Below are 13,236 nucleotides of genomic sequence, written 5' to 3' on the forward strand. Positions count from 1 at the left end.
CCACTCAAGAACGCGATGCAGAGCTGCCAACAAAAAAGCCCGCAACCAAGGTTGCGGGCTTTGAAGGTAATGGCGGCAGTCACGCCTTAGACGAAATTACTGTCCAAACATCTCTTTAATCCAACCGGCGACGCCCTGCCCGTCTTTCTGCTCATCCGGCTGTCCGCCGGGCTGTCCTTCCTGCGATTGAACCGTCTGAGGCGCAGATTGGCACAGGGACTGCGGGTTATCACTCCAGACCGGCAGCACGCGACCCGCGCTGCCGTTGCAGATGACGTTGCCATTGCCGTCGACCGTCATGGTGTTGATGCCTTCCGGCGGCGTCAGCGTCAACGTCAGCGGCGTCTGGTTTTCCAGATAGCGGCGGTAGAGCGTCAACGCACCGTTGGCGCCGGTCAGCTTAGCCGGACCGTTGTTGTCGCGACCCACCCAGGCGATTGCCACTTCTTTGCCGTCCACGCCAGCGAACCAGCTGTCGCGCAGGTCGTTGGTCGTCCCGGTTTTGGCCGCCAGATGATAGCGCCCGAATTTCGCCGTCAGCGAGCGGGATGTTCCGCGTTCAACCACCTGTTGCATACCGTACAGCGTCAGATAGGCCGCCTGAGCCGGTACGGCGCGTTCCGCCTGCGGGAAGCTCTGATACAGCACCGTATTGTCTTCCGCGATCACGGAACGAACCGCCGACAGCGGTGCGCGGTTGCCGCCGCTGGCGATGGTCTGGTACTCCTGCGCCACTTCCATCGGCGTGAGGCTGATCGCCCCCAGCAGCATGGACGGCACAGGCTGGATCACCTCTTTAGGGATCCCCAGGCGCTGCAACGTGGCGCTGACCTGATCGAGTCCTACCGCCATCCCCAGATTCACCGTCGGGATGTTCAGAGAGTTGGCGAGCGCATCCACCAACAGCACCTGACCACGGAACTGGCGGTCGTAGTTTTTCGGTTCCCATATCGCGCCGTTCGGCTGTTTGAGCGACAGCGGCACATCCGCCAGCACGGTATTAAGGCGATAGTGATCGGGATCGCTGAGCGCCGTCAGATAGGTCGCGGGTTTCGCCAGCGAGCCGACCGAACGACGCGCCTGCATCGCACGGTTGAAACCGGCATATTGGGTATCGGCTCCACCCACCATCGCACGGATTTCTCCGCTGAAACGGTCGACGATCACCATCGCCGCTTCCAGATCTTTGAGATTGCGCGCAGCGCGCAGCGCGGGCACGCCGGTTTCGACGGAACGTTCGGCGGCATCCTGCGATACCGGGTCAAGCGTGGTGAAGATCTTCACGCCGGACAGGTCGTTGACCTTGTCGCCCAGCCGCTGCTGCAGCTCCTGACGCACCATCTGCATAAACGCGGGCTGCGGGCTGATGACGCCGCCTTTCGGCTGGACGCCCAGCGGACGCGCGCTCAGCATGTTATAAAGATCTTCGTCGATCACCTGCTGATTTTGCAGCAAGCGCAGCACCAGATTGCGGCGTTCCAACGTCAATTTCGGGTTGCGCCACGGGTTGTACAATGACGCCCCTTTGACCATCCCCACCAGCATCGCCTGCTGGTCGAGGCTCAGTTCATTCACCGGACGGCCGAAGTAATAGAGGCTGGCCAGCGGGAAACCGCGGATCTGATCGCTGCCGCTCTGGCCGAGATAGACCTCGTTCAGATACAGTTCCAGAATACGATCTTTGCTGTAGCGGGCGTCCACAATCAGCGCCATATAGGCTTCATTGAGCTTACGCCACAGCGAACGCTCATTGGTGAGAAACATGTTTTTCACCAACTGCTGGGTCAGCGTACTACCGCCCTGCACTGCGCGTCCGGCGGTCAGGTTGGCCAGCACGGCGCGGCCAATTGAGAATAGGCTGATACCGTCATGCTCATAGAAGTGACGGTCTTCGGTCGCAATCAGCGTGTCCACCAGCAGATCGGGGAATCCCGCGCGCGGCACGAACAAACGCTGTTCGCCATTCGGCGACTGCAGCATGGTGATCAGTTTGGGATCGAGCCTGAAGAAACCAAAGCTCCGCTGGTTGTCCAGATTCAGGATCTGCGACAGGCGATCGTTGTTGAACACCAGACGGGCGCGGATCTGCCCCTCTTTACCATCGGGGAAGTCGAACGGCCGGCGCAGCATTTCAATGCTGTTGGCCTGCACCGTGAACTCGCCGGGGCGGGTCATGCGGGTGACTTCGCGATATTGCATTCCTTCCAGCAAATGCACCATTTCCTGCTTGCTGTAGGACATACCGGGTTCGAGGTTCACCATCCGGCCGTAAACCGTGGCCGGCAGCTGCCAGACCTTGCCGTCGATGCGGCTGCGGATTTCGCTGTCCAGATAGATGCCGTAGACCGCCATGACGACCACGAACACCAGCAGCAGTTTCAGCGTCAATCCTAACCAGCGGCGCTTTTTACCTGGCTTGCGGCTCATTTCTTCGTCGTCCTCGTCATCATAATCATCGTCATACTCTTCGTAATCATCATCATAGTCATCATCATCCCTGCGACGCCGTACTGCCTGTTTACGTGTAGGTTTTCGCGGCGCCTTTCCCTTGCGCCCGATAGGTTCGCGATCGTCCCGAGACATTACTGTGACATCTCCATCAGGTTGCTAACGGCACCTGTGCAGTACCTGGCCGTCTACTCTGTGTCTCCCGCCTTTCGCAAGAAAGGGGGAAACGTCCGAAATTACTGGTTCTGATACTTTCTGGTGCGCCGGGTCGGCACGGCCGTCGCCGGGTCGTCAGGCCAGACGTGCTTGGGATAACGCCCTTTCATCTCTTTCTGCACATCACGGTAGGCGCCCTGCCAGAATGCGGCCAGGTCGCGAGTGATTTGCAGCGGACGTTGCGCCGGAGACAGCAGCTCCAGCACCAGCGCCACCCGGCCCTCCGCCACGCGCGGACTTTCCCGCTCGCCGAACATTTCCTGCAGCCGCACCGCCAGCGCCGGCGCGCTATCCTCAGCATAGCGGATAGGCAGACGGCTGCCGCCGGGCACCGTGTAATGGCTTGGCAACGCGCTGTCGAGGCGCTGTTTCTGCCGCCAGTCCAGACAGCGCTGAAGGGCGTCCGCCAGGTTGAGCTGATTTAGCCCTCGCCGGTCACGCACGCCGGACAGCGACGGCAGTAACCACTGTTCCAGCGTCGCCAGCAGCGCGTCGTCGTCCACCGCAGGCCACTCGACGTCCGGCAACCATTGGCGCGCGCACTGAATACGAGCGCGCAGCTGCAAAGCCGCCGCATCCCAATTCAGTACGGATAATCCCTGCTCGCGCAGCCAGTTCAGCATCGCCTGCTGCAGGTCGTCGTCGGAGGGTTTCGCCAATGGCTGGGTGCGTAACGTCAGGCAGCCGATTTGGCTACGCCGGCTGGCGCGCAGCGTACCTTTTTCTTCATCCCAGTGCACGATATTCCGCTCACTTAACAACCCCGGAAAATGTTGCAACAGCTGGTCGATATCCACCGGCAGCGCCAGCTGAATTCGCGCATCGGCATGCTGAGGACTTTGCATCAGCGCGGGCACAATCAGCCACTCTGAAGACGTCAGCGGATCGTCCACCGCCAACTGAGCGCCGACACCGTTCGCTAACTGATAGCGACCGTCCTGACCACGCCGTCGGGCGATGCGATCGGCGAAGCCCTGCGCCAGCAGTCCTGCCGCCAACCCGTCGTCGAAACGACCTTTGGCGCCCCCCAGCCGTCGCGCCAACTGCGTTGCCCGACGCTGCCAGTGACTGGCCGGACGGCGCAGGCTATCGAACAGATTCGGCGAACCGCTGCGGGGCGGCTCTTCAATGATGGCCGCCAGCAACGCCGCCGTACTCAGCGCGTCGCCACCTTGCCGTGCGGCGGCATGCAGCATCGCCGCCAGACGCGGATCGCTGCCGATGCCCGCGCTCTGCCTGCCGACGGCCGTCAACTGCTGACGATCGTCGACGATGCCTAGCTGCAACAAGAGGCGCTGAGCGGCGGACAGGGCTGGCGCGGGCGGAATATCCAGCCAGGTGAGCTGACCGACATCGCGACATCCCCACTGCAACAGATCCAGCCACAGGCCGGACAGATCGCTGTGCAGAATCTCCGCTTCGCTCTGCGCCGCCGCGCGCTCCGCCTGCTCTTTCGTACAGAGATGCCAGCAAACGCCCGGCTCCAGACGTCCCGCTCGGCCCGCGCGCTGCGTCATCGATGCCTGACTGATGCGCTGGGTCGTCAGCCGCGTCAGTCCGCTTTTGACGTCGAACAGCGCAACGCGCTCCAGACCGCTATCGACCACGACGCGAATACCTTCAATCGTCAGGCTGGTTTCGGCGATATTAGTCGCCAGCACCACCTTGCGTCGCCCCGCGCCCGCCGGACGAATGGCCTGCTGCTGTTCGGCCAGCGCCAGCGCGCCGTACAGCGGACACAGATCGGTATCCGCCGCGATACGTTCACTCAGCAGCAGCTGCAAGCGTTTGATTTCCGCCACGCCCGGCAGGAAGACCAGCATTGAGCCGCTTTCCTGCTGCAACACGTGCGCAATCAATCGGGCCAGCGAGACTTCCAAGCGCTCGTGTGCGCCCGGGGCCTGAAAGTGTCGCGTCACCGGATAAGCCCGGCCCTCGGAGCTCACCGTACGCGCATCAGGTAATAAGGAAGAGAGACGATCGTTATCGAGCGTGGCCGACATAATCAGGAGTTTGAGGTCGTCACGCAGTCCCGCCTGCACATCAAGCAGCAGCGCCAGCGCGAGATCGGCCTGCAGACTGCGCTCGTGAAATTCATCCAGAATCACCAGCGAGACGCCTGCCAGCTCGGCGTCCTGTTGCAGCATCCGCGTCAGAATGCCTTCGGTCACCACCTCTAGTCGCGTCTGCGCGCTACAGCAAGTTTCGGCGCGCATCCGATAGCCGACCGTCTGCCCCGGCGTTTCACCCAGCAGTTCCGCCAGCCGGAACGCCACGCTTTTCGCCGCCAGACGACGGGGTTCCAGCAGAATGATACGGCCGGGCAGTTCGGCGCTCTGCAACAGTTGCAACGGCAGCCAGGTCGATTTTCCGGCGCCGGTCGGCGCATGCAGCAACACCTGAGGCGACTGGCGCAACGCGTGGATGACGTCATCCAGCACCTCGCTGACGGGCGGTAAACTCACAGAATTCTCCGTAATGATTAACTTTAAGCGGCGCACATTGTAGCATCGGAGCCCCCTATTACAGAGAGAGCGTCATGACTGCCACCCGCCGCCTGTTTTTTGCCCTGCCGCTGCCGGAGAACACCCGCCGCCAGATTATCCGCTGGCGCGCGGCGCATTTTCCGATGCAGGCGGGACGTCCGATTGCGGCGGCTAATCTGCATCTCACGCTGGCGTTTCTGGGCGAGGTCGGCGACGGTCAGCAACGGGCGCTGCAAACCCTGGCGGGGCGCATTCGTCAGCCGGGGTTTACCCTGACGCTTGATGACGCGGGCCACTGGCCGCGCCCTGGCGTAGTCTGGCTGGGATGTCGCCGCGCACCGCGCGGTCTGTTGCAGCTGGCGGAACTGCTGCGGGCGCAGGCGGCGCGTCACGGCTGCCACCAAAGTCTGCAGCCGTTTCATCCGCATGTGACCCTGCTGCGCGGGGCGACCCATCCCGTGGCCTTGCCGCCTGCCACGTTCGGCTGGTCAACGGAGGTCGACAGCTTCTCCCTGTACGAATCACAGTTTGAACATGGCCGAACCCGCTATCGGTCGTTGGCAAGCTGGCCGCTTATCGCCAAAGAGTAACCACTATGCAGTTTTCGCCCCCGTTGCAGCCCGCGACGCTGATTAAACGCTACAAACGCTTTCTGGCGGATGTGATCACGCCCGAAGGCGATGTCATGACGATCCACTGCCCAAACACGGGCGCGATGACCGGCTGCGCCACGCCGGGCGATACCGTCTGGTACGCCACTTCCGATAATCCCAAACGCCGCTATCCGTGTACCTGGGAACTCACCGAGACGCAGAACGGCGATCTCCTGTGCGTCAATACTCTGCGCGCCAATCAGGTCGTCCGTGAGGCGATATTGGCGCAGAAAATTCCGGAATTGAACGGCTACGACGCGCTGAAGGGCGAGGTGCGCTATGGCGAAGAGGGCAGCCGCATTGATTTTCTTCTGCAGGCGAAGGGCAAAGCCGACTGCTATATTGAGGTCAAATCAGTCACATTGTTGCAACATGAGTGTGGTTATTTTCCTGATGCGGTGACGCTGAGAGGACAAAAGCATTTACGTGAACTACAGTACATGGCGGCCAGCGGAGCGCGCGCTGTACTCTTTTTCGCCGTGATGCATTCCGGCATCAACCGGATCTCTCCTGCCGGCCACATAGATAAACGTTATGCCGAATTATTATGGCAGGCGCAGCAGCTGGGGGTTGAAATTCTCTGTTACGGGACCCATCTTGCTGCGGAAGGGATGACAGTAAATGGCTCGTTACCATTCGATAACATGGCAGCAATGCGCGAATAGCGTGATACGTTATGTTTACGGATGAATTCAACGCTTCCTCACACTTTATCAGGCCGGTGTCAGGAATGATTGCCAACCCAACGTCCATCTGTTATTTATAGCGGCCTGTTTTTTCCCCTCGGGGATCGATACTGCGTGTCGTGTTATGTAGGAGAAGCAACATGCAAGAAGGGCAAAACCGTAAGACATCCTCTCTGAGCATCCTCGCGATTGCCGGAGTGGAGCCATACCAGGAAAAGCCGGGCGAAGAATACATGAACGACGCTCAGCTGGCGCATTTCAAGCGCATCCTTGATGCATGGCGCAACCAGCTACGGGGCGAAGTTGATCGCACCGTATCACACATGCAGGATGAAGCTGCTAACTTCCCAGACCCCGTTGACCGCGCGGCCCAGGAAGAAGAATTCAGCCTGGAACTGCGTAACCGCGACCGCGAACGTAAGCTGATCAAGAAGATCTCCAAGACGCTGCAAAAAATCGAAGACGAAGACTTCGGCTTCTGCGACTCTTGCGGTGTCGAGATTGGTATCCGTCGTCTGGAAGCCCGTCCGACCGCTGACCTTTGCATCGACTGCAAAACGCTGGCGGAAATACGCGAAAAACAAATGGCAGGATAATCTATTCCTGAACGGGAAGGCTTCGGCCTTCCCGTTTCTTTATATGACGTCCATCGACATGACGCTCCCGCAGTAGTATGTCCGCATTACATCAAGATCATCATTACGTCGGGCGCTTTGCCCCTTCTCCGTCCGGCGATCTGCATTTTGGTTCCCTGATAGCCGCTCTCGGCAGCTACCTGCAGGCGCGTGCCTGCGGGGGGCGTTGGCTGGTCCGCATCGAAGATATCGATCCCCCACGAGAAGTCCCCGGCGCGGCCTCGCGCATTTTGCGTCAGCTGGAGCACTACGGCCTTCACTGGGATGGCGACATCGTTTACCAGTCGCAGCGCCACGACCGCTACCGCCAGATCCTCGACGACCTCAAACAACAGGGACGCTGCTACTATTGCACCTGTACGCGTCGTCGCATTCAGCGTCTCGGCGGCCGTTACGACGGCCACTGCCGTACGCTGGAACGGGGGGCGGATAACGCGGCGCTGCGGCTGACGCAGACCTGTCCGGTCATGCGCTTTCACGACCGGCTGCGCGGCTGGCTGGACGCTGACCCGGCGCTGGCGCGAGAAGACTTCATCATTCACCGCCGCGATGGCCTGTTCGCCTATAATTTGGCGGTCGTCGTGGACGATCGCGATCAGGGCGTGACGGAGATTGTGCGCGGCGCGGATCTGATTGAGCCTACCGTCCGCCAGCTGTCGCTGTTTCGACAGCTCCAGTGGGACGCGCCGGGCTATATTCATCTGCCGCTGGCGCTGGACGCGGCAGGCAAAAAGTTGTCCAAACAAAACCATGCCCCGCCGCTGCCGCAAAGCGATCCGCGGCCGACGTTGGCGCAGGCGCTCGCGTTTCTGCGCCAGCCCTTGCCGGAAAGCTGGCGGGACCTTACTCTGTCGGAACTTCTCAACTGGGCTGAGACCCACTGGTCTCTGGCGACAATATCGACGGAAGCGGCCATTCCGCTGCCCGAAATCACAACGGCATTCTCAAAGTGCTGAGGGTGAGCTATGATTAGCCGCTATTTTTTGGTTGGGCCGTTCATTTTTCATCATTATCGAGGTGTATTATCTTTACCCGAGTAGCTAATTTCTGTCGTAAGGTACTGAACCGTGAGAACGAGTCCGGCGCTTCCTCAGCACCGCGCGAGTCCATGACGGTCATTCCGCGTGACCAACATACTATTTCACGCAGTGACATTAGCGATAATGCCCTGAAAGTACTTTACCGCCTGAACAAGTCAGGCTATGAGGCTTATCTGGTCGGCGGCGGCGTACGTGATTTGCTGCTAGGCAAAAAGCCCAAAGATTTTGATATCACCACCAACGCCACGCCGGAACAGGTACGCAAGCTCTTCCGCAACTGCCGTCTGGTAGGGCGCCGGTTCCGTCTGGCGCACGTCATGTTCGGTCCTGAAGTGATTGAAGTCGCCACATTCCGCGGCCATCACGAACAGCATCAGGAACAGCTGCTGAAAAATACGTCCCAACAGGGGCAGAACGGCATGCTGCTACGCGACAACATTTTCGGCTCGGTGGAAGAAGACGCCCAACGCCGCGACTTCTCCATCAACAGCCTCTATTACAGCAGCGCCGACTTCACCGTTCGCGACTACACCAATGGGCTTAGCGACCTGAATCAGCGAATCATTCGCCTGATCGGCGAGCCGGAAAAACGCTACCGCGAAGACCCGGTGCGGATGCTGCGCGCGGTGCGTTTCGCCGCCAAACTGGACATGACGATCAGCCCCGAATCCGCCGAACCGATCCCGCGTCTGGCCTCGCTGCTGCACGATATCCCGCCAGCGCGCCTGTTCGAAGAGTCGCTGAAGCTGCTGCAGGCAGGCTATGGTCACCCCACCTATGAGCTGCTGTGTGAATACCAGCTGTTCCAGCCGCTGTTCCCGCTGATTAGCCGTAATTTCACCGACACGGGCGACACCGCGATGGAGCGGATGATCGTGCAGGTGCTGAAGAATACCGACCAGCGTATTCAGAACAACATGCGCGTTAACCCGGCCTTCCTGTTCGCCGCCATGCTGTGGTATCCGCTGATCGAGCATGCCCAGAAGCTGGCGCAGGAAAGCGGTCTGGCCTATTTCGAAGCCTTTGCGCTGGCGATGAACGACGTGCTCGACGAGCAATGCCGGTCGCTGTCCATTCCGAAGCGGATTACTTCGCTGATCCGCGATATCTGGCAGTTGCAGCTGCGTCTGTCTCGTCGTCAGGGCAAACGCGCCTTCAAGCTGATGGAGCATCCCAAGTTCCGTGCGGCTTACGATTTGCTGTGCCTGCGCGCCGAGATCGAACATCAGCCGGAACTGCAGCGTTTGGCGCAGTGGTGGGGCGAATTCCAGGTGGCCGCGCCGCCGCGACAGCAGGTATTACTAAGCTCGCTGGATGACGGCCCGACGCCGCACCGCCGCTCTCGCCGTCCGCGTAAGCGCCCCGCCGCGCCGCGCCGAGGTCAGCAATAATGACGCGCGTGTATCTGGCGCTCGGCAGCAATTTGTCGCAGCCGTTACAACAGGTACATGCCGCTCTGGCGGCGCTGGATGCGCTTCCTCTCACCCGGCTGGTGCGCTGCTCGCCCTTCTATCGCAGCCGCCCGCTGGGCCCGCAAGACCAACCGGATTACCTCAACGCAGTGGCTGAGCTTCATACTGAGCTTGAGCCGGAAGCGTTGCTGGATCAGACGCAACGCATCGAGCAGGAACAAGGACGCGTCCGTAAGGCGCATCGCTGGGGTCCACGCACGCTGGATCTGGACATCCTGCTGTTCGGTGATGAAGTGATTAACACCGACCGCCTCACCGTTCCCCACTACGATATGAAAAACCGCGAATTCATGCTTTACCCGCTAGCCGACATTGCCCCGGCGCTGATTTTCCCCGACGGGGAAGCGCTGGTCGATCGGCTGACGCGTGTACCGTCCAACGGGCTTACCCTCTGGGATCTCGCGGCGCGATAATCGCCGCCGCCTTGCCATTTCCAGTAGAATTTCACCGCCCTTTTCGCATCCTCATTTTTATTCAGGAAGGCAGCCATGAAACCAACGACCCTCACCCATCTGCGCCAGTGGAAACAGGCCCGCAAAAAGTTCGCCACCATCACGGCCTACGACGCCAGCTTTGCCCGTCAGTTCTACGAACAAGGGATCAAAGTCATGCTGGTGGGCGACTCTCTGGGCATGACCGTGCAAGGAAACGACTCCACGATCCCCGTGACGCTTGAAGATATGGTCTATCATACCCGTTGTGTCCGACGCGGCGCGCCGCTGTGTCTGCTGCTCTCCGACATTCCGTTTATGGGCTGCGCCACGCCGGAGCAGGCCTGTCAGCAAGCCGCCGAATTGATGCGCGCAGGCGCTAACATGGTGAAAATCGAGGGCGGCAGCTGGCTGGCGCCTACGGTACAGATGCTGACGGATCGCGCCGTCCCCGTGTGTGGTCACCTGGGGCTGACGCCGCAGTCGGTCAATATCTTCGGCGGCTATAAGGTTCAAGGACGCGGAGAAACCGCCGCAGAACGTCTGCTGGAAGACGCGATTGCATTGGAGCGAGCCGGTGCTCAGATGATGGTGCTGGAGTGCGTACCGGTCGAGCTGGCCCAACGCATCACCGAAGCGCTGACGATCCCGGTGATCGGCATCGGCGCGGGCAACGTGACGGACGGACAAATTCTGGTGATGCACGACGCGCTGGGTATCAGCGGCGAGCAGACGCCGAGCTTTGCCAAAAACTTTTTGGCCCTGGCGGACGATATCCCCTCGGCCATTCGCCTTTACGTGCAGGAAGTAGAGCAGGGACTGTACCCTGACGACCAGCACGCCTTTCACTAACGCAGGAGAAGCGGAGTGTTAATTATCGAAACGCCCCTTTTGCTACGGCGCGAAGTCCGGCGCTGGCAGCAAGAAGGGAAAAGAGTGGCGCTGGTTCCCACGATGGGGAATCTGCATGACGGCCATATGGAGCTGGTTGACGCCGCCAAGGCGAGCGCCGATGTCGTCATCGTCAGCATTTTCGTCAACCCGATGCAGTTTGAGCGCGCGGACGATCTGAATCGCTACCCGCGTACGCTGCAAGAAGACTGCGAGCGCCTGACCCAACGCGGGGCCGATCTGGTGTTCGCTCCGGCAGCGCAGGATATCTACCCCGCCGGGCTCGATCGGCAGACGTTTGTCGAAGTCCCCGGTCTGTCGCAGATGCTGGAGGGCGCCAGCCGTCCCGGCCATTTCCGCGGCGTCGCCACGGTGGTCAGCAAACTGTTCAATCTGGTACAGCCGGATGTCGCCTGCTTCGGCGAAAAAGATTATCAGCAGTTGGCGCTCATTCGTCAGATGGTGGCGGATATGGGCTACGACATCAGTATCGTCGGTGTACCGATTGTCCGCGCTCAGGACGGGCTGGCGCTCAGCTCCCGCAACGGTTACCTCACGCCCGAAGAGCGCAAGATCGCGCCTCAGCTGCCGCGCATTATGCACGCCATCGCGGAAGAGCTGGCGACCGGCAACCGGCAGATTGACGAAATTCTGGGCCGGGCGGACGAAGCGCTGCGCAACGCGGGCTTTACGCCGGATGAACTGTTTATCCGCGACGCGGACTCGCTGCATCCTCTGACGACTGAAAGCGCCCGCGGCGTGATTTTGATGGCCGCCTGGCTCGGAAAAGCGCGGCTTATCGATAACCTGCAGGTTGATCTCACTGCATAATTAACACCAGGTATTCGCTAATGATAAGAACCATGCTGCAAGGCAAACTGCACCGGGTCAAAGTGACTCAGGCCGACTTACACTACGAAGGCTCTTGCGCCATCGACCTCGACTTCATGGAAGCCGCGGGCATTTTGGAATATGAAGCCATCGATCTTTACAACGTGGACAACGGTCAGCGTTTTTCCACCTACGCTATCGCCGCCGAGCGCGGATCGCGCATTATCTCCGTGAACGGCGCGGCCGCGCGCTGCGCCTGCGTCGGCGACCGCATGATCATCTGCTCCTACGTGCAGATGTCAGACGAACAGGCCCGCACTCATCACCCGAAAGTCGCCTATTTCAACGACAACAACGAACTTCAGCGTACGGCGAAAGCCATTCCGGTACAGTTAGCCTGATCCCCCACGGCGTCGTGTCTGCGGCGCCGTTTCCTCGTCCCAATCGTCCGTCCGCTAGTTGGCCAGCCGCGCCGCCATCGTCTCAATCGAGTCCGTGCGCAATATGAACAGTCTTTTCAGCGCGAACGGATTGTCCCCCGGCAGTACCTTTCCCTGTTGCGTCGTCAACGCCATATGAAAGCCCGCGTCCTTCGCCGCCTGAACCGCCGTCGGCGAGTAGCCGCCGAACGGATAGGACAAATACCACACCTGCGCGTTAAACGGCGACAGCGCACGCCGCGTATGCTCGAAATCCAGTTCGATATTACGCAGCGTGCGACTGAGCAAGACGGGACGATGCGCAGGGCCGAGGCGATGCAGGAAATGGGTATGTGACTGTAGGTCGAACACATCGGCGATCTGCTGCAGCTCCTCGATACTCATAAACTGAAGCGAGTTCGGGTCCCACGGCTGCGGATGGCGCTTGATGCGCGAAGTGATGATGAAGGCGGTGGCGTGAAAGCCATACTGCTTAAGCAGCGGATAGGCATAGCGACACACGGACTTCAGCCCATCGTCAAACGTCAGCACGACCGCCCTGCCCGGCAGATTGATGCGGTTATGCAGATAATCTTCCAGCTGATACAGAGAAAGCGTCGTGTAACCCGCGTCTTTCAGGTAGGCCATCTGACGGTTGAACGCGTCGTCAGACGTCGTCGTCGACGTATGCAGAAACCGCGTATTTTCGGCGTCGGTCAGGAGATAGTGATAAGTCAGCACCGGAATGCCATTGTCCTGTTCGCTGTCCTGCGCTCTGACAAACGCAGGGCGGTCGCCCAGGGAAATTTCGTACCAGAGATGATTGAACCGGTCGTGCCGTTGTCCAGCGATAGGATAGCGCAGGTTGCCCGCCATCACGCCCATCGTCGGGCTGTCGTCATCCGGCGCCGTGTAGAGCGTCACCGCCCTCGGTGTGATGAGATTACGTCGGGGACAAGGCGTCAGCGGACTTTCTTGTGCCGAAGGGCCGTCGGCCGGTGCGCCGAGCGCATGTTTATCAATGAATC

The 13,236-nt window shown here is 60.2% G+C and carries 12 protein-coding genes; 9 read left to right on the plus strand and 3 right to left on the minus strand.

Annotation, left to right across the window (positions count from 1 at the left end):
- Positions 1-96: 96 nt before the first annotated feature.
- Together mrcB and hrpB are read right to left on the minus strand one after the other, a co-directional pair.
- Positions 97-2,583, minus strand: a complete 2,487-nt coding sequence (gene mrcB, locus Q7O77_RS07550; protein WP_304165148.1) for a bifunctional glycosyl transferase/transpeptidase — start codon at positions 2,581-2,583, stop codon at positions 97-99.
- A 101-nt stretch (positions 2,584-2,684) separates the two neighbouring features.
- Positions 2,685-5,129 carry an ATP-dependent helicase HrpB gene (gene hrpB / locus Q7O77_RS07555; protein ID WP_304165150.1) on the minus strand — a complete coding sequence of 815 codons (2,445 nt, stop codon included), beginning with the start codon at positions 5,127-5,129 and terminating at the stop codon, positions 2,685-2,687.
- A 74-nt stretch (positions 5,130-5,203) separates the two neighbouring features.
- On the opposite strand from hrpB, the gene thpR reads away from it, so the two are divergent.
- The 9 genes from thpR (at position 5,204) to panD (ending at position 12,190) form a co-directional block, all read left to right on the plus strand.
- The gene (thpR, locus tag Q7O77_RS07560; protein WP_304165153.1) at positions 5,204-5,740 is read left to right on the plus strand and encodes an RNA 2',3'-cyclic phosphodiesterase; all 537 of its coding nucleotides are present in this window, start codon (positions 5,204-5,206) and stop codon (positions 5,738-5,740) included.
- 5 nt (positions 5,741-5,745) lie between these two features.
- On the plus strand, positions 5,746-6,468 hold the full coding sequence (sfsA, locus tag Q7O77_RS07565) for a DNA/RNA nuclease SfsA (protein ID WP_304165156.1): 723 nt from the start codon (positions 5,746-5,748) through the stop codon (positions 6,466-6,468).
- 161 nt (positions 6,469-6,629) lie between these two features.
- On the plus strand, positions 6,630-7,085 hold the full coding sequence (gene dksA, locus Q7O77_RS07570) for an RNA polymerase-binding protein DksA (protein WP_026741198.1): 456 nt from the start codon (positions 6,630-6,632) through the stop codon (positions 7,083-7,085).
- 77 nt (positions 7,086-7,162) lie between these two features.
- Positions 7,163-8,080: a tRNA glutamyl-Q(34) synthetase GluQRS gene (gluQRS, locus tag Q7O77_RS07575; protein WP_304165162.1), complete on the plus strand. Its 918-nt coding sequence runs from the start codon at positions 7,163-7,165 to the stop codon at positions 8,078-8,080.
- A 68-nt stretch (positions 8,081-8,148) separates the two neighbouring features.
- Positions 8,149-9,555, plus strand: a complete 1,407-nt coding sequence (pcnB, locus tag Q7O77_RS07580; RefSeq protein WP_208640028.1) for a polynucleotide adenylyltransferase PcnB — start codon at positions 8,149-8,151, stop codon at positions 9,553-9,555.
- Positions 9,555-10,049, plus strand: a complete 495-nt coding sequence (gene folK / locus Q7O77_RS07585) for a 2-amino-4-hydroxy-6-hydroxymethyldihydropteridine diphosphokinase (protein ID WP_304165164.1) — start codon at positions 9,555-9,557, stop codon at positions 10,047-10,049. The genes pcnB and folK overlap by 1 nt, the downstream gene beginning before the upstream one ends.
- Before the next feature lie 75 nt (positions 10,050-10,124).
- The gene (panB, locus tag Q7O77_RS07590; RefSeq protein WP_304165168.1) at positions 10,125-10,919 is read left to right on the plus strand and encodes a 3-methyl-2-oxobutanoate hydroxymethyltransferase; all 795 of its coding nucleotides are present in this window, start codon (positions 10,125-10,127) and stop codon (positions 10,917-10,919) included.
- 15 nt (positions 10,920-10,934) lie between these two features.
- A complete protein-coding gene (gene panC / locus Q7O77_RS07595) occupies positions 10,935-11,789 on the plus strand; it encodes a pantoate--beta-alanine ligase (protein WP_304165170.1) in 855 nt (284 codons plus the stop codon).
- A gap of 20 nt (positions 11,790-11,809) precedes the next feature.
- The gene (gene panD / locus Q7O77_RS07600) at positions 11,810-12,190 is read left to right on the plus strand and encodes an aspartate 1-decarboxylase (protein ID WP_304165173.1); all 381 of its coding nucleotides are present in this window, start codon (positions 11,810-11,812) and stop codon (positions 12,188-12,190) included.
- 54 nt (positions 12,191-12,244) lie between these two features.
- Here the strand turns inward: panD and Q7O77_RS07605 are convergent.
- The coding region (locus Q7O77_RS07605; RefSeq protein ID WP_304165176.1) for a polysaccharide deacetylase family protein at positions 12,245-13,236 on the minus strand (992 nt) is incomplete at its 5' end.

Source organism: Lonsdalea britannica, from assembly GCF_946477055.1.
GTDB classification, from domain to species: domain Bacteria; phylum Pseudomonadota; class Gammaproteobacteria; order Enterobacterales; family Enterobacteriaceae; genus Lonsdalea; species Lonsdalea britannica_A.